We start from the raw sequence: 22534 nt of genomic DNA, 5'->3' as shown, positions 1-22534 counted from the left end.
CCCCTGCCACTTTCTTCTGTAAATCTTCAGATATGGTTATCCAATGAGTAATTTTTCACGTTATTACTTGCAGCAAATGGGTATCACATTATGGCAATGTCATAAGCCTGAGCAATTTCCTCATCTTACTAGCCAGGCCGAAAAAAAACCATTGCCTAAGCATTGCCAGATTCTGATTATCGCGAATGATAAACTTACACCGCACAGTCAATTTATCAAACAAGTCTTGCGTACGTTACAGCTTGAATTTAACCAAAGCCATATCATTACTGAAGACGAGTTAAAGTATTATTACCAAACGCCTAAATGGATTTGGACTATCGGTTGTAAACAATCAGATCTTGCTGCAAAACAGCAACTCTCATCACCTCATCTAGATGTACTGTTGCATTCTGCTCAAGCGAAAAAGCAGCTTTGGCAACAAATCGTCAGTTATATGCAATAACGAGTCTTTAATGCCAAAAATCATTCCGCTAACACCTGAACATTTACCTTTAATCCAAAAAATTGAAACTGCGAGCCATGCATTTCCTTGGTCGGATAAAGTCTTAGCCAGTAACTTCGGCGCTCGATACTTTAATTTTTTATTGATAAAAGATGAGCAAATTTTAGGTTATTACTTTGCGAGTCAAGTTGCTGGAGAAGCGAGTTTACTCAATATTGCGGTTGCCCCTGCACATCAAGGTAAGGGTTACGGCAAGCTACTTATTAATCATCTTATCCAACAATGCCAACAGCAAGATCTATTTCAGTTATGGTTAGAAGTTCGCGAGTCGAACCATGCAGCTTATCAGTTGTATTTAAATATTGGTTTTAATGAAGTTGATCGTCGTTTTGGTTATTATCCTGCCGCAACGGGCAGAGAAGATGCCATCATGATGTGCTACATTGTCTAAAAATAAGACAGGGTGATTCTTTAGTGTTTTTGCCATAGGTAAAGCCTATTGCTTGTATACTTATTCCTGATTAATGATTACTATCCGTGACATATTATGCGTTCATTCTATTTATGGATAATCAGAGAAACTAATGACCCAACACTTAGTAAACAGTTTTAGATCTAAATTTGCGGCACGTAAAGCAACAACTGCAATTCGCTTTCAAGAAAACGGTGAATGGCAAGATATTACTTGGTCTGAGCTACTAGATAATTCAGACCGCGTTGCAAAAGCATTACTATTTCTTGGTTGTGGCGTTCAAACTAAAGTCGGTATCTTTGCAAATAATCGCCCAGAGTGGAGTTTTGCTGATTTAGGCATTTTAGCTGCACGTTGCGTTACGGTTCCTATTTATCCAACGAATACCACAGAGCAAACGCGCTATATTATTAATAATGCAGATATCGATTATTTATTCGTTGGCGGACAAGAACAGTTTGATAAAGCGCTTGAGCTGTTAATTAGCAATGACTTAAAGTTGGTTGTTGCGCTGACGGATACAGTCGATTTAAAAGGCGCATCGAATGCGATGTACTTCTCTGAGTTTATTCAGCAAGGTGATGATGAAGCCGCTGATGCTGAGTTTGAACAGCGACTTACTGACGCGAGTATGGATGACTTAGTTACCCTTATTTATACATCGGGTACAACAGGGCAGCCAAAAGGTGTCATGCTTGATTACACTAATTTTGCAGCTGCATTCAGTAGTCATGATAAAATGATTAATGTTTCGGAAACTGATACCTCAATTGCATTCTTACCATTAAGTCATGTGCTCGAGCGTAGTTGGTCTTTTTACCTGATGCATTGTGGTGCGCAAAATGTGCATCTCGAAAATCCAAAGCTGATTATTGATGTTATCGCAGAAATTAAGCCTACGCTACTTGTCGCAGTGCCGCGTTTATATGAGAAAATATACAGTACCATTCATAGTCGATTAGAATCAGCATCAGCAGTAAAAAAAGCGTTGTTTGGCTGGGCAACTAACGTTGGGTTAATACATTTTAAGCTTATTCACTGTAATCAGCAGCCATCATTATTCTTATCGATTCAGCATAAACTCGCTGATAAACTTATTTTTTCTAAACTACGCGGGATTCTCGGTGGTAACACGCGTTTTTTGCCTTGTGGTGGTGCTAAAGTTGAACCTGACATAAATATATTCTTCCAATCAATCGGTATTGAACTGCAAGCTGGTTATGGCATGACTGAGACAACTGCGACGGTATGCTGTCATCGTGGTATCGGATATGATTTTGGCTCTATTGGTCTACCTCTACCTGATATGGAAGTGAAAATAGGTACTGATAACGAAATATTAGTGCGTGGTGATACGGTAATGAAGGGTTATTATAAAATGCCCGAAGAAACCGAAAAAAACTTTATCGATGGTTGGCTGAAAACTGGCGATGCGGGTAAAATATTAGCGAATGGTGAAGTCGTGATGACTGAGCGTATTAAAGAGTTAATGAAAACATCGAATGGCAAATATATTGCACCGCAGTTGGTAGAAGGCACCTTAAATAAAGACCACTTTATCGATCAGGTCGCAATTGTTGCTGATTCTCGTCATTTTGTAAGCGCGTTAATCGTGCCATCATTTGATGCTTTAGAAGAGTATGCAAATTCGATAAACCTGCAATTTTCAAGCAAAGCGGAACTGTTACGCCATAGTCATATTGTCACTATGTTTGAGAAACGAGTTCAAGATTTACAAAGTGAGTTAGCTAACTTTGAAAAAGTGAAAAAATTCAAACTACTTAGTCGTGAATTCTGTATGAAAAAAGGCGAGATAACCCCGACGCTGAAATTACGTCGTAAAGTGATTGAAAGTGAATATAAGAAAGATATTGATGAAATGTATAAGAGTGATAAAAAGTAATCGCTGTTAAATATAGAAAAGGGAGCTAATTAGCTCCCTTTTTGCATTTAGCTTTATATTCAGTAAGCTAAGTAGCTGATTAAGACTTACTTAAATTTAGTCTGTAATGGTGGTAATACTTGTTTTTTACGGCTTACAACATTTGGTAGGTCGATAAGTTCACCGACGAATGTACCACCGAGTGTTTCTGCTACTAACTCGCCTTCTTCACTTTCGATTAATGCGATAGAGTTTAGGTTGGTAATATCAGTCAGTAATACTAATGCGGTGTGGTAACCGTGTTCAGCTTTATATTTAACGAGCTCAGCCTGTAGTTCTTCTTTACGTGCTAGTGCTGAATCAACGTTAGTGATCTCTATTTGTGCAATTGAGAAATCTTTTTTACCAATAGTATAAACTTTAAGGTCACGTAAAATGAGTTCTTCAGAAGGTATTGCTGCAATATCAGATTTCGCGGCAAATTGTGCAGTAACGAATGCATCAATATCATCAATACCAGCAATTTTAGCAATCTCATGTGCTGCATCGATATCGATTTGTGTACATGTAGGTGAGTTGAAATGTACTGTGTCACTTAAGATCGCACCTAACATCATCACTGCCACTTTTTGGTCTATTTCGATGTTGTGGATCTTATACATGTTGTAAACAATAGTGTTTGAACAACCACAAGGCCAGATCCACGCTTCAAGTGGCTCATCTGTTTCGAAGTCACCTAGTTTGTGATGATCAACGATACCGCGAATTTTAGCTTGGCGGGCATCTTTTGGTGCTTGGTTAAAATCTGAATAATCAATGATCCAAACTTCTTCATCTGCAATTGATGTACGAATTTCAGGGCACGCTAGACCAGCTTGTTCAAGCAAGAAAAGACCCTCTGCATTTGGTTCGCCTTGCATGATTGGTGTTACTGTTTTGCCATCGCGTTTTGTTAAAAATGCAGATAGAGAGATTGAGCCTGCTAAGCTGTCACAATCAGGGTTTGTGTGTCCTAGTACTAACATCATTGCTTCCAAATTAATTATAGGTTTATGGATTAATGAACATAATAGTGATCTCGGTTAAGCTGTGCAACCTAATCCGCTTAATCACTGCATTATTTAGCTCGGTTAGAGCTTGCTCTTGACCGTTTATTATTCACTGTTTAAGTATAACATTGGATTTTTAATGTGAGCATTGCTGCAAATTAAGATAATTAGTCGGTAATTCTGATATGAATCAAGCAAACAACTTTTTTGTTGCCAAATTATGTGACCTTGATTGTATCTGCTGTAAAGAAGATTATAATTGCGTGATCTAATTAACAGTTTAAGGCAATAGAATGCAGCAAAGGGCTCATCTTTTTTCGTTACGTATTGCGCATGCACTACGTGAGTCGATTAACCGCCATGGTTATGACTCGACTAAATTCGGAAAAGATTTATTAGCGGGTATTACCGTTGGTATTATTGCTATTCCCTTAGCGATGGCACTTGCTATTGCCAGTGGTGTTGCCCCTCAATATGGTCTTTATACAGCTATTATTGGTGGTATTGTTATTGCGATATCGGGTGGTAGTCGCTACAGTATTTCGGGTCCTACCGCTGCTTTTGTTGTTATTTTATATCCTATCGTTCAGCAGTATGGTTTTGGTGGTTTATTATTAGCGACGATAATGTCAGGACTTATCTTGGTCATCATGGCTATATTACGTCTTGGCCGCTTTATTGAATATATCCCAGAAGCGGTGACCTTAGGTTTTACTGGTGGTATCGCAGTCGTGATTGCGACATTGCAGATCAAAGATATTTTAGGTCTATCGACTGATACTTTACCTGAGCACTATTGGGATAAACTTGCATCACTCGTGAGTGCATTACCTGAGTTACACTTGCCGAGTTTTACGGTCGCCATATTTACACTTGTTATAATGCTAATTTGGCCGAAATTTAAAACAGTTATTCCAGCACATTTACCTGCCGTTATTTTTGGTAGTTTGTTCGCGCTTGTATTAAATAATATGGGGATGGACATTGCTACTATTGGTAGCCGTTTTCATTACTTATTGCCTGATGGCAGCCAAGGTGCAGGGATCCCGCCTTACTTACCTACTTTTGAATGGCCTTGGCTACAAGCGGGGGCGAATGGTCAACCGTTAGCATTAAGTTGGACGTTGTTGTCTGATTTATTACCTGCCGCTTTTGCGATTGCCATGTTAGGGGCTATTGAATCATTACTGTGTGCCGTGGTACTTGATGGCATGACAGGTAAACGTCATAGTGCAAATAGTGAATTACTCGGGCAAGGTATTGGTAATATCGTGGTCCCATTTTTTGGTGGTATTACCGCAACAGCGGCAATTGCGCGTTCTGCTGCGAATGTTAAAGCTGGAGCTCAAACACCTATATCTGCGGTTATTCATGGTTTCGTTGTGTTGGCGAGTTTAGTATTACTTGCACCATTATTAGCTTATTTACCTATGCCTTCGATGGCTGCATTATTATTAGTCGTAGCTTGGAATATGAGTGAAGCGGGCAAAGCATTACACTTATTAAAAACAGCACCGAAGAGTGATCTTTGGGTTTTCGCGATTTGTTTTTCGTTTACTATTTTGTTTGACATGGTGTTGGCTATTACGGCAGGTATCTTGTTAGCGGCTGTATTATTCATGAAAGAAATTGCTGAGATGGTTAAAGTTACTGATATTACTGATAATAAACGTATTGTTACAGTTGATATTCCTGCTGGTTGGCGGGTGTTTAAAATTAACGGACCATTATTTTTTGCAGCAGCAGATCGCGTATTTTCAGAACTTGCGGATAAAACGACAGAAGTTGATGGCTTTGTACTGTATTTAGATGCTGTACCATTACTCGATGCTGGCGGGCTGGCTGCAATGGAGCAATTTATTAATCAGTGTAAGATCTACAATACTCAAGTGATATTCTGTGATTTGCAATTTCAACCATTAAAAACCTTGGCGAGAGCAGGTATACAGCCTATCGGTGGTGTTACTTCCTTTAGTCCGACATTACATGAGGCATTAACTGAAATTGCGAACTATTAATTGCAGCTCGACCTTGTGTCTTACCGTGATTTCAGCGAAAATAGCGGCCATTAGATTTAACCCAATGAGAAGACTCATTCATGTCAAATAGCATTCTTGAGCAAGAGGTGTCGAAAAGACGTACTTTTGCGATTATCTCGCATCCCGATGCCGGTAAAACAACAATCACCGAAAAAGTATTATTATTCGGGAACGCATTACAAAAAGCCGGTACTGTGAAAGGTAAGAAATCGGGTCAGCATGCTAAATCTGACTGGATGGAAATGGAAAAAGAACGTGGTATTTCGGTTACAACATCGGTAATGCAGTTTCCGTATCGTGATAGTCTTGTCAACTTACTTGATACTCCTGGACATGAAGACTTCTCGGAAGATACTTACCGTACTTTAACTGCGGTTGACTCATGTTTAATGGTTATTGATTCGGCAAAAGGTGTAGAAGCACGAACTGTTAAATTAATGGAAGTAACACGCCTGCGTGATACACCAATTATTACCTTCATGAATAAAATAGACCGTGATATTCGCGATCCAATTGATTTGATGGATGAAGTTGAAGAAGTATTAAAAATTGCATGTGCACCTATTACTTGGCCGATCGGCATGGGTAAAGAACTAAAAGGTGTTTATCACATTTTACGTGACGAAGTGATCATGTATAACATCGGTCAAGGTCATATGATCCAAGACAGTCGTGTGATTAAAGGTATTAATAATCCAGAACTTGACGAAGCACTTGGTGATTACGCTGAGCAATTACGTGACGAGATGGAACTTGTTGAAGGTGCTGCAAATAAATTCGATCATGAATTATTTATGGCGGGCGAATTAACGCCGGTATACTTTGGTACAGCGCTCGGTAACTTTGGTGTTGATCATGTACTTGATGGTTTAACTGAGTGGGCACCCAAGCCGCAACCTCGTGTAACAGATTTGCGTACGATTACGCCAAATGAAGATAACTTCTCTGGTTTCATATTTAAGATCCAAGCGAACATGGATCCAAAACATCGTGACCGAATTGCTTTCATGCGTGTTTGCTCTGGCAAATATAGCAAAGGCATGAAGATGAAGCATGTGCGTTTAAATAAAGATGTCAGTATTTCTGATGCGGTAACCTTTATGGCGGGAGATCGTACTCAAACTGAAGAAGCATACCCTGGTGATATTATTGGTCTACATAATCATGGTACGATCCAAATTGGTGATACGTTTACCCAAGGTGAATTACTTAAATTCACCGGTATTCCTAACTTTGCACCAGAAATGTTTCGCCGTATTCGTCTAAAAGATCCACTAAAACAAAAGCAATTGCAAAAAGGTCTGATCCAGCTATCTGAGGAAGGTGCTGTGCAGGTGTTCCGTCCACAACGCTCAAATGATTTAATCGTAGGTGCGGTTGGTGTGCTGCAGTTTGACGTGGTAGTGCATCGTTTACGTACCGAATATAAAGTAGATGCAATCTATGAAGGCATCAGTGTTGCGACAGCACGCTGGGTTGACTGTAAAGACTCGCGTAAGCTAGAAGAATTCAAGAAGAAAGCATGGGACAATATTGCATTAGATGGTGGTAATAACTTAACGTATATTGCCCCGACTATGGTTAATTTACGTTTAGCACAAGAACGTTACCCGGATGTTGTATTCCGTGAGACGCGCGAACACTAATACATTACTTAGTAAAAATAAGCATAAAGCCTTACCTCTAAAGAGGTGAGGCTTTTTTTTGGGTATTATTTATGACTGCAATAGCCTTTCATTCGTAAGTTTTAAGTGTTTGATTTATAGAAAAACTTTATTATTTTTCTACTATATTTAAATTTTGTGTGATTTAGCTCGCATATATCCGGATTTTTATTTTTAAATGATGTACACTACGTCAGCCTTTTTATGTGGCTCCGCTCGTTAAGAGAGTTTGAGCAAAAGACCACTAATTTTGCGCACAAAATACAACATGTGGAGCTATAATTGATATAGCTTTATTCAAAGACCCGTCTACCTGAGGCCCGTGAATGTCTGATACATCACCCGTACAATTTACTGATTTAAATTTACCTGAACCAATTTTAAAAGCGTTGAATGATCTAGGTTATGAAACACCTTCACCAATTCAAGCTGAATGTATTCCGTTACTACAGGATGGTGGTGATGTGCTAGGTATGGCACAGACTGGTACGGGTAAAACAGCTGCGTTTGCATTACCATTATTGAGTCGTATTGATACGTCACTGACTAAACCACAGATATTGGTATTAGCACCAACTCGTGAGTTAGCGATTCAAGTTGCTGAAGCATTCCAAGCATACTCACGTCACATGCGTGGATTCCATGTGCTACCTATCTACGGTGGTCAAAGCTACCCGATTCAGTTAAAAGCACTGAAACGCAACCCACAAGTGATTGTTGGTACTCCTGGCCGTGTGATAGATCACATTAACCGTGGTACGCTTGATCTTTCTGGTATTAAAGCGTTAGTACTTGATGAAGCTGATGAAATGCTACGTATGGGCTTTATTGATGATGTTGAATCAATTCTGTCTAAAACTCCTGAACAACGTCAAATGGCGTTATTCTCTGCAACTATGCCTGAAGAAATTCGTCGTATTACGAAACGTTTTATGACTGAACCAACTTCAGTTAAAATTGCAAATAAAACATCAACAGTTGAAAACATTGAACAAAAATGTCTAATCATTGGTGGTTTACAAGCAAAACTTGATGGCCTAACTCGTATTCTTGAAACTGAAGACTACGATGGCGTGATCATCTTTGCTCGTACTAAGACAATGACTGTTGAACTTGCTGAGAAATTAGAAGCTCGCGGTTATTCTGCAGCGGCACTAAACGGTGATTTAAACCAAGCAATGCGTGAGCGCACTGTAAGCCGTTTGAAAAATGGCCAATTAGATATCGTAATCGCGACAGATGTTGCGGCACGTGGTCTTGATGTTAGTCGTATCGATCTAGTAATTAACTACGATATCCCAACTGACACAGAATCATACGTTCACCGTATCGGTCGTACTGGTCGTGCTGGACGTAAAGGTACTGCAATCCTATTTGCAGCACCACGTGAACGTCGTTTATTAAAAGCGATCGAACGTGCTACACGTCAACCATTAACTATGATGGATCTACCTTCACGTGATGATGTTACGAAAAAACGTATTGCATCATTCCGTGATCAGTTATCTACACTTTCTTCTGGTGAAGAAAATCTAGATTTCTACAAAAACTTAGTTGGTCAACTTTCTGAAGAGTTAGAACTAAGCGAATTAGATCTTGCATCTGCGTTATTATTCATGGCTCAGAAAGAAAAACCATTAGTATTACCACCAGAAGCGCCACGTCGTGAACGTAGCTTCCGTGATGATGACCGTGGTGATCGTGGCCGTGATCGCAACGACCGTGGCGAACGCCGTGATCGTGGTGACCGCCCAGAACGTGCTGAACGTGGTGAGCGTCGTCCAGCTGCAGAAATGGAAGTTTTCCGTATCGAAGTTGGTCGTACTGATGGTGTTCAAGTTAAGAACATCGTTGGCGCTATTGCTAATGAAGCGAATATCAACAGCCGTAACATCGGTGGTATCCGTCTACATGATGACTACTCAACAATTGAATTACCAAAAGGTATGCCAAGCGAGCAGTTACAACAACTACAACAAGTTTATGTTTGTAACAAAGCATTACGCATGAGCAAACTTGAAGGTGTTGCAGCTGAAGGTCGTCAAGAGCGTAGCCGTCCAGCACGTGATAACGATCGTCCAGCACGTGATGGCCATCGTGGTCAACGCCGTGATTCTAACGGTGGCGAACGTCGTGAGAACAGCGAACGTCGTCCACGTCGTCCACGTCGTGACTAATTTTAGCTAGTTAATAGTTAAATATATGAAAAGGAGCGCTTGCGCTCCTTTTTTGCATCTGGGATATTAGTACTAATCACATTACATAAATACATTATTTAATGTAATTAGTACTTATGCATCAATAGATAAGTAACACTCCTTCAGTAAATTTATAGGATTTTTTCTTGTGAAAATGGATCTCTCTACTACTGCGCCTGTTGCGATGAAGCAAGCGCATTCGATGACAATTCATCAGCATACTCGTCAAGACGACTATTTTTGGCTGCGTGACGATGAACGTAAAAATAAACAAGTTTTAAACTATTTAGAACAAGAAAATGACTATACGAAAGCGGTTTTATCGCCATTAGCGTCATTACAAACTGAACTTTATGATGAAATGGTGGCGCGGGTAAAACAAGAAGATGCATCAGTGCCTTATTTGAAGAAAGGCTATTGGTATCAAACCCGTTTTTCGGAAGGTAAGGAATATCCTGTGTATAGCTGGCGCAAGGATAATACCGATGCCGAGTGGCTGGTATTACTCGATGCTAATGAACGTGCTAAAGGTCATCAGTACTATCAGTTAGGTGAATTAGCAATAAGCCCAAATCATCAGGTATTGGCTTTTTCTGAAGATACTGTTAGTCGTCGCCAATATCGTTTACGTTTCCTTAATCTTGATACTGGTGAAGCATACCCCGAAGAGATTGAAGATACTGAATCTGTGGTGTGGGCAAATGACAGTAAAACGCTATTTTATGTAAAAAAACATCCGACGACACTATTACCTTATCAAGTATATCGCCATCAACTCGGTACTGACATTAGTGCTGATGTACTGGTTTATGAAGAATCAGATGATACTTTCTATACTGATATCTACAAATCGACGTCTGATGATTACATCATGTTGTCGTTGAGTAGCACCATGACAACGGAAGTACACGTATTACCAGCGGATAAACCGACTGAAGTATTTACGTTATTACGTGCGCGTGAACGCGGTCATGAATACAGTGTTGATCACTATCGTCAGCAGTTTTATATTCGCAGTAATAAAACGGGTAAGAATTTCGCTTTGATGTCTGCGACCTTGACGACGATTGCAGATACTCAGCAATGGCAAACTATTATTCCTGCACGTGATGATGTGCTATTAGAAAGTTATGAACTATTCCGAGACTGGTTGGTTGTTGAAGAGCGAGAGCAAGGTCTAACTTTTTTAAGGCAAATTAATTGGCAGACCAATGCCGATATCATCATTAAATTTGATGATCCAACCTATACCGCATGGCTAGGCACAAATCCTGATCCTGATACCGACAAATTACGTTATGGCTACTCGAGTTTAACGACGCCGACCTCAACGTATCAGTTAAATCTTGATAGTGGTGAGCGTGAAATATTAAAGCAGCAAACTGTTGTTGGTGATTTCTGTGCGCAAGATTACCAGAGTGAACGCGTTTGGATTGTTGCTGAAGATGGCGTTAAGATCCCTGTGTCCTTAGTATATAAAACGGCGCTGTTTTCGAAGAGCAATGTTAATCCAATATTGCAATACGCTTATGGTTCTTATGGTTCGAGTATTGACCCCTATTTTAGTGCATCGCTATTAACCTTACTTGATCGCGGTTTTGTTTATGCAATTGCGCATATTCGTGGTGGTGAAGAATTAGGTCGTCATTGGTATGAAGATGGTAAGTTACTCAATAAAATGAATACCTTTACGGATTTTACTGCTGTAACCAGAGGTTTAGTCGAACAAGGTTATGCAGACCCCAAGCGTATCTATGCTATGGGTGGTTCTGCAGGCGGTTTATTGATGGGGACAGTGATAAATATTGCACCTGAGTTATATCATGGTGTGGTTGCTGCTGTACCATTTGTTGATGTCGTTAGTACCATGCTTGATGAATCTATTCCCCTGACAACCGGAGAGTATGACGAGTGGGGTAATCCGAACGACGCCGAGTTTTATCATTATATGTTGTCGTATAGTCCTTATGATCAAGTGACTGCACAAGCTTATCCGAATTTATTGGTGACGACAGGGTTACATGATTCACAAGTGCAATATTGGGAGCCTGCAAAGTGGGTTGCTAAATTGCGTGAATTAAAAACAGATGCGAACGTATTGTTACTACATACGGATATGGAAACGGGGCACGGCGGTAAATCTGGACGTTTTCAGCATTACCATGATACTGCTAAGGAATATGCTTTCATGTTAGATTTAGCAAAGTCTACAGAGCTGTAAAATAAATAAAGAGCAAGTGATCTAAGCTATATAAGCTAGGATACTTGCTCTTAATGATCAAATCAGGATATGTTGCTAGCGTGGCATAGGCATTACCCGATTACGGCCAAGACGTTTTGCTTCATACAACTGTAGATCAGCGCGGGTTAAAATATCATGGCTGGTATCACGGGGCTTATTTTCACTCACGCCAATCGATATAGTGATGTTATCAATAACTTTACCTGAACGCTTATCTCGAATACTCAGGCGCTCAATGGCGCGGCGAATTGATTCCGCATTCTGACGAGCAATAGTGAAGTTTTTATTTGGTAAAATCAGTACAAATTCTTCGCCACCATAACGGAATACTTGCTCACCTTCTTGGCAGCTATCTAAGATACGTTTTGCAATGGCTTTTAATACTTGATCACCAAGCTGATGACCAAAGTCATCATTAAATGATTTAAAATTATCGATATCGACCATTAAGATTGAAAAAGTGCGGTTCAAGCTTGGATTACTGCAAAAGGTTTCAATTTCTTTGCTAAATACCCGGCGGTTAAGTAGGCCTGTTAAGCTGTCATGCATGGCATCGTGCTGTGTTTCTAATAATGTTTCACGTAACTGCGCAATTTCAGCCTGTGCTTCGTGCAATTGGCTTTTGAAATGACGCGTTGACGAACGCACATCGTGAGACTCTTTGATCAGTTCCCGCACTGCTGATAATGTTTTTTCAATCGAAAATCCATCCTCTTCAACACTTGATAATTCGTTCAAACATTTATTCAACATCCGATCAAATTCATTGGTATCATTGAGTGTATCGTGTAGTGAGCTGCTTAATTCATTGGTCATCGAATCGAGTTCGGTACGTAATTGAGTTATTTCTTGCTCGCGCTTATCAACAATAAAGCGTTGATAAAGTTCTTCACTCGCCGCAGGGGTACAAGTACCATGCTGGGCAATTTTATCATCGAGATGTTTTTGTAATGCACTATTATTATCTGAAACATAGTGATACCACAGCGCGTAGTTTGTTGGCGTGGTTGGGATTTGATACTGGATCATCAGCGGCATGGCTTTTTTTAAATATTGAGCAGATAAAGCAAAGAGTTTTTTAGACATGCAACATTCCATAAAGGTTCTAAATTAATGATTAACCCCGCTATTAAATCAAATTATGCAGCAAGTTACACTATCTCTTTATTTCACTACTTGGGTGAACAATCAAAAAGGCGACGTATTTAGTGATAGAACTCATCGATAGCCATTGCCATTTAGACTTTGTAGATTTTAATACTGATTTGATAGCGGTATTAAATCGAGCGAGAAATAAGGGGGTTAAACGTTTCTTAGTGCCTGGTATTGGCGTGCAAAATTGGCAGGCTGTATTAGTGCTAGCCAATCAGCATGATGGGGTTTATCCAGCGTTAGGTATTCACCCGTATTTTCTGGCAGACTTTGATAATAGCCATTTGCAATTACTTGATGAATATTTAGCTGCAGAAAAGGGTATCGTTGCTGTTGGCGAGTTTGGGCTTGATAAAGCGGTCAATTTTCCGTTCGAACAACAATTACAGATTTGTAAGCAGCAATTATTGCTCGCTAAACACTATGATTTGCCAGTTATTTTACATTGCCGTAAAGCACACAACGAATTGATTCAGTTATTACAACAAGTGAGATTACCACGTGGTGGTGTGCTCCACGGCTTTAGTGGCAGCAGCCAATTAGGTATGCAATACATAAAACTCGGATTTAAATTAGGTATTGGTGGGGTGATTACGTATCCAAGAGCAGTAAAAACCAGGCAAGCTGTCAGTGAATTACCGTTAACCTCGTTATTGTTAGAAACGGACTCGCCAGATATGCCTATATTGGGTTATCAAGGACTGAGAAATGAACCGGCTAACATTGCAGAAGTGTTAAAAATACTGACGAAATTACGGAAAGAGCCGGAAGAATTAATTGCAAAAGCCAATTATAGTTCATTTACTGAACTATTTATGTCGTAATTGCACCCTTTTTGAAAATAAATCAACTTTTTTGAAACTATTTTGAGAGGTCTGATCTCAAGCACTTAACAAGTAGCTAATAACAGTTATAATCTCGCCAATTGTTATAATCAATGATTAAATCGTAAATTTACTATAAATTACACTTTAATCGACTATTTTGTTTACGACATAAATAAACAAAACATTTTTGAAGCGAAACTTGGAGATTATTCCTGATGAATTTTGTAATGGGTATTGTAGGCGTATTTGTCCTACTCGGTCTGGCGGTTCTGTTATCTGATAACAGAAAAGCAATTAACCTTCGCACCGTTGGTGGTGCATTTGCTATCCAGGTTGCCATTGGTGCCTTTATTTTGTATTTCCCTCCGGGTAAAGAGTTACTGCAAGGTCTCTCTACTGGCGTAGCAAATGTCATTGCTTATGGTAATGAAGGTATTCAATTCTTATTTGGTGACTTAGCGAAATTCAAAGTTGGTTTCATCTTTGCGATTAACGTATTACCAGTAATCGTATTCTTCTCATCATTAATCGCTGTTTTATACTATATCGGTGTAATGAGCGTGGTAATTAACTTTATCGGTGGTGGCTTACAGAAGTTATTAGGTACAAGTCGTTCTGAATCACTTTCTGCAACTGCAAATATCTTTGTTGGTCAAACTGAAGCGCCACTTGTTGTGCGTCCGTTTATTAAATCAATGACTAAATCAGAACTATTTGCCGTTATGGTTGGTGGTCTTGCTTCTATCGCTGGTTCAGTATTAGCTGGTTATGCTGGTCTTGGTATTAAGATTGAGTACTTGGTTGCTGCGTCATTTATGGCTGCACCCGGTGGTCTATTAATGGCTAAAATTATTAAACCAGAAACAGATACTCCAAAAATAACACTTGATGATCTTGATGATAGTGAAGATGAAAAACCAGCTAACGTACTAGACGCTGCAGCAGCAGGTGCATCTTCAGGTATGATGCTTGCGCTTAACGTTGGTGCAATGTTGATTGCATTCGTTGGTCTAATTGCATTAGCCAATGGTATCACAGGTGGTATCGGTGCTTGGTTCGATATGCCTGAACTAACAATCCAAATGATCTTAGGTTGGGTGTTCTCACCACTTGCATTCGTTATTGGTGTGCCATGGCACGAAGCGGTTGCAGCTGGTAGCTTCATCGGTCAAAAACTGGTAGTGAATGAATTTGTTGCTTTCCTAGATTTCGTTAACTACATTAAAAATAACGAATTATCTGAGCATACACAAATCATTATCTCATTTGCTCTATGTGGCTTTGCTAACTTCTCATCAATTGCAATTCTACTCGGTGGTTTAGGTAGCTTAGCACCAACACGTCGTGCAGACATTGCAAGCATGGGTCTGAAAGCAGTACTTGCTGCTTCTCTCGCTAACTTAATGAGTGCTGCATTAGCGGGTCTATTCTTAGTCTAATGTACTGATAATTTATAAGCTGTATCGATGACAGCTATAAAATAGATAATGCCCCCAAATTGTTTAAGTCACAGTTTGGGGGCATTTTTTTGCCTGTATAAATCAAATGTTAATCACTAAATTATAACCAAACAATCTATAAATAAGACACTTAGACACGTCTATAGCTTGCATGTTGCATTGTACTATATGTATTTTCTCATAGTGAGATGTAGGTCGATTCTGAGGGGATCTATCGCTTGATTTTATCAGCACTGAGAGTAACCTAAAATGAGTGGTTTTAGCTGATCGTACATGAAGTACTTTTGGTATGCTTCGTTTAATATAACTGACTATTTACACTTTAGATCTAGGTGATAGGCAATTGTATTAGCGCGGTTACACGGATGTTGATTGATAATTATATCAAGTCTTCACGGAACCAAGTCCGCATAGTTATTCTTAATGGATATTTATCTTAAAGATAGTTATGTCGATAGTCCGATTTGCGCTTATTACAAGATAAGTATGGATCACTTATACGTCATCGATTTACCTTAGGTTTTAATCTTCGGCTAAGCATTTCTTTATTTGAATTATTCCAGAATAGCTACCGCCAGTAATTAATTTTAATTACTGCGATTTCACTATTGGTTTATAAAAATTTCAATAAATTTGGAGATGATTCTTGATGAACTTTGTAATGGGTATTGTAGGCGTTTTCGTTCTACTCGGTTTAGCGCTACTGTTATCTGATAATAGAAAAGCAATTAATTTACGCACTGTCGGTGGCGCATTCGCTATTCAGGTTGTTATTGGTGCTTTCATTTTATACTTCCCTCCGGGCAAAGAGTTGTTACAAGCCCTTTCTAGCGGTGTCGCAAACGTCATTGCTTATGGTAATGAAGGTATTCAATTTTTATTTGGTGACTTAGCTAAATTCAAAGTTGGTTTCATCTTTGCGATTAACGTATTGCCAGTAATCGTATTTTTCTCATCATTGATCGCTGTTTTATACTATTTAGGTGTAATGAGCGTGGTCATTAACTTTATCGGTGGTGGCTTACAGAAGTTATTAGGTACAAGCCGTTCAGAATCACTTTCTGCAACTGCAAATATCTTTGTTGGTCAAACTGAAGCGCCACTTGTTGTGCGTCCGTTTATTAAATCAATGACTAAATCAGAACTATTTGCTGTTATGGTTGGTGGTCTTGCTTCTATCGCTGGTTCAGTATTAGCTGGTTATGCTGGTCTTGGTATTAAGATTGAGTATTTGGTTGCTGCATCATTTATGGCGGCACCGGGTGGTTTATTAATGGCTAAAATCATTAAACCTGAAACAGAGATACCAAAAGTCACGCTTGATGATCTTGATGACAGTGAAGATGAAAAACCAGTAAATGTGCTAGATGCTGCAGCAGCTGGCGCATCTTCAGGTATGATGCTTGCGCTTAACGTTGGTGCAATGTTGATTGCATTCGTTGGTTTAATTGCATTAGCAAATGGTATCACTGGTGGTATTGGTGCTTGGTTTGATATGCCAGAACTAACAATTCAAAAAATCTTAGGTTGGGTGTTCTCGCCACTTGCATTCGTTATTGGTGTGCCATTGCATGAAGCCGTTACTGCAGGTAGCTTCATCGGACAAAAACTTGTTGTGAATGAATTTGTTGCTTTCTTAGATTTCGTTAATTATATCAAAAATAACGAGCTGTCTGAGCATACTCAAATAATCATCTCATTTGCACTTTGTGGTTTTGCTAATTTCTCATCAATTGCAATCTTACTGGGTGGTTTAGGTAGTTTGGCGCCTTCACGCCGAGCAGACATTGCAAGCATGGGTCTGAAAGCGGTACTTGCTGCTTCTTTAGCTAACTTAATGAGTGCGACATTAGCGGGTCTTTTCTTAGTCTAAGATTGCGCAGTTGACTTGATAATTTATATACAGTAATTCATGACGTTTATAAAATAGATAATGCTCTCAGATTGTTAATAGATAGTTTGGGGGCATTTTTTTATAGAATAAATTATAATTTTATTACTTCATTTGGCTGTCTATTTATTCGTCAAAACGTTATAAATTTAGCGCTTATATAACCGTACATTTAATATGTTGTTTTATTGTTGTTTATTTACTCATTGTGTGAAGTAGACAGGTTATGAGGGCACTTTTTGCTTGATTTCTTTTTCACTTAGCGTAACTTCAGTTATGCAGTTTAAACTGATCGTACATGATGTACTTTTGGTGTTTTTCGTTCAATACAACTTGTTTTTTTAACCTAATATTAAAGGTCGAGAGAAGTTGTATTAGCGCGGTTACACGGATGTTGATTGATAATTATATCAAGTCTTCACGGAACCAAGTCCGCATAGTTATTCTTAATGGATATTTGTCTTAAAGATAGTTATGTCGATAGTTAGGTTAATACGTATATCAATGCTTATATTGGTATAAAATATTAATTCTTATACGTCATCTATTTACTTTTGGCTACTAGCTTAAGGTAAACACTTCTTTATTAAAGTACTCCTTGGATAGCTACAGCCAGCAATTAGTACAATTGCCTTGGTTTCACTGTTTTTTATAAAAAATTAATAAGTTTGGAGACTTAATATGAGTAACTTTAAAGTAGCAGCACAACGTGCATTAAATATGATGGACTTAACTACACTTAATGATGATGATACCGATGCAAAAGTAATTGAACTGTGTCATAAAGCAAAAAGTGCAGCTGGTAACACTGCTGCTGTTTGCATCTACCCTCGCTTTATTCCTATCGCACGTAAAACATTAAATTCAATTGGTGCTGAAACGGTAAAAATCGCAACGGTAACTAACTTTCCACACGGTAACGATGATGTTGCTATTGCAGTTGCAGAAACGAAAGCGGCTGTTGCATACGGTGCTGATGAAGTTGATGTTGTATTCCCATACCGCGCACTAATGGCTGGTAATGCTGATGTTGGTTTTAAATTAGTTAAAGCGTGTAAGGAAGTATGTCCTGCAAATGTTCAACTTAAAGTCATCGTAGAAACAGGTGAACTTAAAACTGAAGCATTAATCCGTCAAGCAAGTGAGATCTCGATTGATGCTGGTGCTGACTTTATTAAAACATCGACAGGTAAAGTGCCTGTAAATGCAACACTCGAATTCGCTAAGATCATGCTTACAGTGATCAGTGAGAAAAACACCGATGTTGGTTTCAAACCAGCGGGTGGCGTTAAAAATGCTGAGCAAGCAGGTGAATACCTTGCATTAGCAGAATCAATTCTAGGTCAAGACTGGGTATCTCCAGCCAAATTCCGTTTCGGTGCTTCAAGCCTGCTTGCTAACTTATTAGTTGAACTTGATTTAGCTGAGTCCCCATCAGTAGAGAAAGCAGCTGATAACAGCGGTTACTAATTATCTCGTTCCGGGTTCGATAAAGCAATATTCCCAAACAAAGTGTTTTGTATTGGCTAAGAGTACACGTTGGTAATAACTGACATGACCTAATCAATACTGCATGTGCTTATTCGATCCTAACTTTCTGTATTTAACTAAGCTCTTCCCATTTTAAGGAGTAGCTTTTTCTTATTTAAGGAGTTGGTAGTTATGTTCATACCGCAAGAGATTATTCGTCGTAAACGTAATGGCGAAATATTAAGTCGTGCTGAAATTGAATATTTTGTTAATGGTATTGCTGATAACAGCATTTCGGAAGGACAGATCGCCGCATTTGCGATGGCGACTTATTTTAATGACATGAACATGGATGAACGTATAGCGATCACATCAGCAATGCGAGATTCAGGTGATGTATTAAACTGGGATTCAATGCAACTTAATGGCCCAATCGTCGATAAGCATTCAACAGGTGGTGTCGGTGATGTCATTTCACTGATGCTTGGTCCTATGGTTGCAGCATGTGGTGGTTTTGTCCCAATGATTTCAGGTCGAGGTTTGGGTCATACTGGCGGTACACTTGATAAATTAGATGCGATCCCTGGTTATCAAACAACGGTTGATAATGCGTTATTTCGTCAAGTGGTAAAAACCAGTGGCGTTGCGATTGTTGGTCAATCAGCAAATCTAGCCCCTGCGGATAAACGTTTCTACGGTATTCGTGATATTACGGCCACGGTAGAGTCTATTTCGCTGATCACTGCCTCTATTTTATCGAAAAAATTGGCTGCTGGTCTTGATGCGTTAGTGATGGATGTGAAATCTGGCAGTGGTGCTTTTATGCCGACTCATGAGCAATCTGTTGAGCTGGCTAAAAGTATTGTTTCAGTTGCCAATGGTGCTGGTTGTAAAACATCAGCATTAATTACCGATATGAATCAAGTATTGGCAAGTAGTGCAGGTAATGCAGTTGAAGTGCGTGAAGCGGTACGTTTCTTAACGGGTGAATACCGTAACCCACGTTTGTTTGCTGTCACAATGGCGTTATGTATTGAAATGCTATTGTCAGCAAATCTTGCGACAGACGCTGATGATGCGCGTAATAAATTACAAGCCGTATTAGATAACGGTAAAGCGGCTGAATTGTTTGGTATTATGGTTTCAGGTTTAGGCGGTCCAACTGATTTTGTTGACAACTATGATCTACACTTACCAAAAACAGATATTATTCGTCCAGTATATGCAGCGCAAAGTGGTTATTTAACTGAGATGGATACCCGTGGTTTTGGTATGGCGGTTGTTGCTATGGGTGGTGGTCGTCGTGTGGCGACAGATCAAATCGATTATGCTGTTGGCTTATCTGATATTGCAGCGCTGGGTCAACAACTCGATGCACAAACACCGATTGCTATGGTGCATGCTCGTAGTGATGCGCAGTTTGAAGCCGCACAAGCAGAAATCTTGAAATCGATTCATATCGGTGATATTAAGCCAGCTGCAAGTGCTGATGTTTATCAACAAATTCGACTTTCAGATGTTTAACACTTAGTTAATATTTAATGTAGAGCATAGTTAAAAATATATAATAAAAATAGGTCAGAATGATGAAACGTACAATTATATTAATGTTGGATTCATTGGGTATTGGTGCTTCTGCCGATGCTGATAAATTTGGTGATGTAGGCAGTAACACGTTTGGTCACATCGCTCAATGGTGTGCTGAAGGTAAAGCGGATGAGGGTCGTGAAGGTCCATTATATATCCCTAATTTAACCAAATTGGGTCTTGCGCATGCTTGTGCCGATAGTGTGGGCTCATTTCCTGCCGGCTTAGATGAAAGCACAGAGGTTATTGGTGCATACGGTTACGCACAAGAAATCTCGAGTGGCAAAGATACACCAAGTGGCCACTGGGAAATCGCGGGCGTACCAGTACTGTTTGATTGGGGGTATTTCTCGAATACTGAAAACAGTTTTCCACAAGAATTACTGGAGCAGTTAGTCGAACAAGCAGACTTACCGGGTTATTTAGGTAACTGCCATTCTTCAGGTACTGAGATATTAGAACAGTTGGGTGCCGAGCATATGGCATCTGGTAAACCAATTTTCTATACTTCGGCAGACAGTGTATTTCAAATTGCGTGTCATGAAGAGACCTTTGGTCTTGAACGTTTACTTAAATTATGTGAATTAGCACGTGAATTATTAGAACCGTACAACATTGGCCGTGTTATTGCGCGTCCATTTGTTGGGGCTGATAAGAGTGATTTTGCACGTACTGGTAATCGTCGTGATTATTCAGTGTTACCACCTGCACCAACATTATTAGACCGAATGGCTGAAGCTGGTGGTGAAGTAGTAAGTGTGGGTAAGATTGCGGATATTTACGCACAGCAAGGCATTACTAAAAAAGTGAAAGCAACTGGCCTTGAAGCCTTGTTTGATCTGACGTTAGAGCAAGTAAAACAAGCGGGTGATCAAACGATCGTATTCACTAACTTTGTTGATTTTGACTCTTCGTGGGGACATCGTCGTGATGTTGCTGGTTATGCCAAAGGGTTAGAGTATTTCGATACGCGTTTACCTGAGTTACTTGAGATCCTAGGTGAAGACGATATTGTGGTATTAACTGCGGATCACGGTTGTGATCCAACTGCTCCGGGTACAGATCATACCCGTGAACATATTCCAGTCATCTTTTATGGTCAAAATGTACCAAAAGGTCCGCTGGGTTTACGCGAGACATTTGCTGATATTGGTCAGTCAATTGCGGCGTATCACGATTTACCAAAGCTTGAATATGGTAAAAGCTTTTTATAAATAACAATGTTTATAAATACACTATTTCATAAATAAAGTACTCAGCTAAGAATGCTGAGTATAACTAAAACAAAGAAGGTAACAATAATGGCAACTCCACATATTAACGCAGAAAAAGGTGATTTCGCTGAAACGGTATTATTCCCAGGTGATCCACTACGCGCTAAATACATCGCAGAAACATTTTTAGAAGATATTAAGCAAGTGAATGACGTGCGTAACATGTTAGGTTTCACGGGCACTTACAAAGGTAAGCGTATCTCTGTGATGGGTTCAGGTATGGGTATCCCATCTTGCTCTATCTATGCAAAAGAATTAATTACTGAATTCGGTGTTAAAAACCTTATCCGTATTGGTAGCTGTGGTGCGATCAGCACTGACGTTAAAGTACGTGACGTCGTGATCGGCATGGGTGCATGTACAGATTCAGCTGTTAACCGTGCACGTTTTGACGGTTATGATTTCGCAGCTATCGCATCTTGGGAACTACTAAGTAAAGTTACACGTGCTGCTAAAGCATGTAATATCGATGCTAAAGTAGGCAACATCTTCTCAGCAGATTTATTCTATACACCAAAACCAGAATTATTTGATTCAATGGAAAAATTAGGTGTACTTGGCGTAGAAATGGAAGCTGCTGGCCTATACGGCGTAGCTGCAGAATTCGGCGCAAATGCTATCTGTATCTGCACTGTATCTGATCATATCCGTACTGGTGAAGTTACAACGGCTGAAGAACGTCAATTAACATTCAATGACATGATCATCATGGCATTAGAGTCTGTGTTAATCGAAGACTAAGTATTATATAAAGACCCCCTCCCAGCCTCCCCCTAAGTTAAGGGGAGGTGCAAAGAGCAGACCTTATTATCAATTGAGTTAGTGTTGTATTGGCTTGATGTTGCTTTAGTTCCCTCCCTTTTTAAGGGGAGGGTTAGGGTG

General features: G+C 39.5%; 16 protein-coding genes. 14 read left to right on the top strand and 2 right to left on the bottom strand.

Features of this window, described 5'->3' with window-relative positions; genetic code table 11:
• Window positions 1–43: 43 nt before the first annotated feature.
• From BT797_RS10725 to BT797_RS10715, 3 genes are all read left to right on the top strand, one after another.
• Window positions 44–445 (top strand): DNA polymerase III subunit psi, encoded by a 402-nt coding sequence (locus tag BT797_RS10725; RefSeq protein ID WP_045111789.1) that lies wholly within the window; start codon window positions 44–46, stop codon window positions 443–445.
• A 10-nt stretch (window positions 446–455) separates the two neighbouring features.
• A complete protein-coding gene (gene rimI / locus BT797_RS10720; RefSeq protein WP_045111788.1) occupies window positions 456–896 on the top strand; it encodes a ribosomal protein S18-alanine N-acetyltransferase in 441 nt (146 codons plus the stop codon).
• 133 nt (window positions 897–1029) lie between these two features.
• The gene (locus BT797_RS10715; RefSeq protein WP_075472048.1) at window positions 1030–2820 is read left to right on the top strand and encodes an AMP-dependent synthetase/ligase; all 1791 of its coding nucleotides are present in this window, start codon (window positions 1030–1032) and stop codon (window positions 2818–2820) included.
• A gap of 86 nt (window positions 2821–2906) precedes the next feature.
• Here the strand turns inward: BT797_RS10715 and BT797_RS10710 are convergent, their stop codons facing one another.
• A complete protein-coding gene (locus tag BT797_RS10710; RefSeq protein WP_045111786.1) occupies window positions 2907–3824 on the bottom strand; it encodes a manganese-dependent inorganic pyrophosphatase in 918 nt (305 codons plus the stop codon).
• A 317-nt stretch (window positions 3825–4141) separates the two neighbouring features.
• Between BT797_RS10710 and dauA the strand changes: the two genes are divergently transcribed.
• The 4 genes from dauA to BT797_RS10690 all read left to right on the top strand — a co-directional run bounded on the left by dauA (window position 4142) and on the right by BT797_RS10690 (window position 11970).
• The gene (gene dauA / locus BT797_RS10705; RefSeq protein ID WP_075472046.1) at window positions 4142–5866 is read left to right on the top strand and encodes a C4-dicarboxylic acid transporter DauA; all 1725 of its coding nucleotides are present in this window, start codon (window positions 4142–4144) and stop codon (window positions 5864–5866) included.
• A gap of 80 nt (window positions 5867–5946) precedes the next feature.
• On the top strand, window positions 5947–7533 hold the full coding sequence (prfC, locus tag BT797_RS10700; protein WP_045111784.1) for a peptide chain release factor 3: 1587 nt from the start codon (window positions 5947–5949) through the stop codon (window positions 7531–7533).
• Window positions 7534–7877: 344 nt separating this feature from the next.
• Window positions 7878–9728 (top strand): DEAD/DEAH box helicase, encoded by a 1851-nt coding sequence (locus tag BT797_RS10695; RefSeq protein ID WP_075472045.1) that lies wholly within the window; start codon window positions 7878–7880, stop codon window positions 9726–9728.
• Between the two features lie 175 nt (window positions 9729–9903).
• Window positions 9904–11970, top strand: coding sequence for a S9 family peptidase (locus tag BT797_RS10690; protein WP_075472043.1), 2067 nt, complete (start codon window positions 9904–9906; stop codon window positions 11968–11970).
• 75 nt (window positions 11971–12045) lie between these two features.
• Here the strand turns inward: BT797_RS10690 and BT797_RS10685 are convergent, their stop codons facing one another.
• A complete protein-coding gene (locus tag BT797_RS10685; protein WP_045111781.1) occupies window positions 12046–13077 on the bottom strand; it encodes a GGDEF domain-containing protein in 1032 nt (343 codons plus the stop codon).
• Window positions 13078–13199: 122 nt separating this feature from the next.
• Between BT797_RS10685 and BT797_RS10680 the strand changes: the two genes are divergently transcribed.
• The 7 genes from BT797_RS10680 (at window position 13200) to deoD (ending at window position 22393) form a co-directional block, all read left to right on the top strand.
• On the top strand, window positions 13200–13967 hold the full coding sequence (locus BT797_RS10680) for a TatD family hydrolase (RefSeq protein WP_075472041.1): 768 nt from the start codon (window positions 13200–13202) through the stop codon (window positions 13965–13967).
• A gap of 218 nt (window positions 13968–14185) precedes the next feature.
• The gene (locus BT797_RS10675; RefSeq protein WP_075472039.1) at window positions 14186–15409 is read left to right on the top strand and encodes a NupC/NupG family nucleoside CNT transporter; all 1224 of its coding nucleotides are present in this window, start codon (window positions 14186–14188) and stop codon (window positions 15407–15409) included.
• A 670-nt stretch (window positions 15410–16079) separates the two neighbouring features.
• Entirely contained in the window at window positions 16080–17303 is a 1224-nt protein-coding gene (locus BT797_RS10670; protein ID WP_075472037.1) for a NupC/NupG family nucleoside CNT transporter, read from the top strand.
• A gap of 699 nt (window positions 17304–18002) precedes the next feature.
• Complete coding sequence (deoC, locus tag BT797_RS10665; RefSeq protein WP_075472035.1) at window positions 18003–18791, top strand: deoxyribose-phosphate aldolase; 789 nt, start codon at window positions 18003–18005, stop codon at window positions 18789–18791.
• Between the two features lie 192 nt (window positions 18792–18983).
• Window positions 18984–20315, top strand: a complete 1332-nt coding sequence (gene deoA, locus BT797_RS10660; protein WP_045111777.1) for a thymidine phosphorylase — start codon at window positions 18984–18986, stop codon at window positions 20313–20315.
• A gap of 62 nt (window positions 20316–20377) precedes the next feature.
• Entirely contained in the window at window positions 20378–21592 is a 1215-nt protein-coding gene (locus tag BT797_RS10655) for a phosphopentomutase (protein ID WP_075472033.1), read from the top strand.
• A gap of 87 nt (window positions 21593–21679) precedes the next feature.
• Window positions 21680–22393: a purine-nucleoside phosphorylase gene (deoD, locus tag BT797_RS10650; protein WP_045111775.1), complete on the top strand. Its 714-nt coding sequence runs from the start codon at window positions 21680–21682 to the stop codon at window positions 22391–22393.
• Window positions 22394–22534 lie beyond the last annotated feature (141 nt).

This window comes from Moritella viscosa, from assembly GCF_900120065.1.
Taxonomy (GTDB): Bacteria; Pseudomonadota; Gammaproteobacteria; order Enterobacterales; family Moritellaceae; genus Moritella; species Moritella viscosa.
This window is presented reverse-complemented; position numbering and strand designations above follow the sequence as displayed.

Coding starts and splice junctions, on each gene's coding strand:
- prfC (WP_045111784.1), top strand. CDS start 5,947: ATGTCAAATAGCATTCTTGAGCAAGAGGTGTCGAAAAGACGTACTTTT.
- deoD (WP_045111775.1), top strand. CDS start 21,680: ATGGCAACTCCACATATTAACGCAGAAAAAGGTGATTTCGCTGAAACG.
- BT797_RS10685 (WP_045111781.1), bottom strand. CDS start 13,077: ATGTCTAAAAAACTCTTTGCTTTATCTGCTCAATATTTAAAAAAAGCC.
- deoA (WP_045111777.1), top strand. CDS start 18,984: ATGTTCATACCGCAAGAGATTATTCGTCGTAAACGTAATGGCGAAATA.
- BT797_RS10725 (WP_045111789.1), top strand. CDS start 44: ATGAGTAATTTTTCACGTTATTACTTGCAGCAAATGGGTATCACATTA.
- BT797_RS10670 (WP_075472037.1), top strand. CDS start 16,080: ATGAACTTTGTAATGGGTATTGTAGGCGTTTTCGTTCTACTCGGTTTA.
- BT797_RS10710 (WP_045111786.1), bottom strand. CDS start 3,824: ATGTTAGTACTAGGACACACAAACCCTGATTGTGACAGCTTAGCAGGC.
- BT797_RS10675 (WP_075472039.1), top strand. CDS start 14,186: ATGAATTTTGTAATGGGTATTGTAGGCGTATTTGTCCTACTCGGTCTG.
- BT797_RS10715 (WP_075472048.1), top strand. CDS start 1,030: ATGACCCAACACTTAGTAAACAGTTTTAGATCTAAATTTGCGGCACGT.
- BT797_RS10655 (WP_075472033.1), top strand. CDS start 20,378: ATGAAACGTACAATTATATTAATGTTGGATTCATTGGGTATTGGTGCT.
- BT797_RS10695 (WP_075472045.1), top strand. CDS start 7,878: ATGTCTGATACATCACCCGTACAATTTACTGATTTAAATTTACCTGAA.
- rimI (WP_045111788.1), top strand. CDS start 456: ATGCCAAAAATCATTCCGCTAACACCTGAACATTTACCTTTAATCCAA.
- deoC (WP_075472035.1), top strand. CDS start 18,003: ATGAGTAACTTTAAAGTAGCAGCACAACGTGCATTAAATATGATGGAC.
- dauA (WP_075472046.1), top strand. CDS start 4,142: ATGCAGCAAAGGGCTCATCTTTTTTCGTTACGTATTGCGCATGCACTA.
- BT797_RS10690 (WP_075472043.1), top strand. CDS start 9,904: ATGGATCTCTCTACTACTGCGCCTGTTGCGATGAAGCAAGCGCATTCG.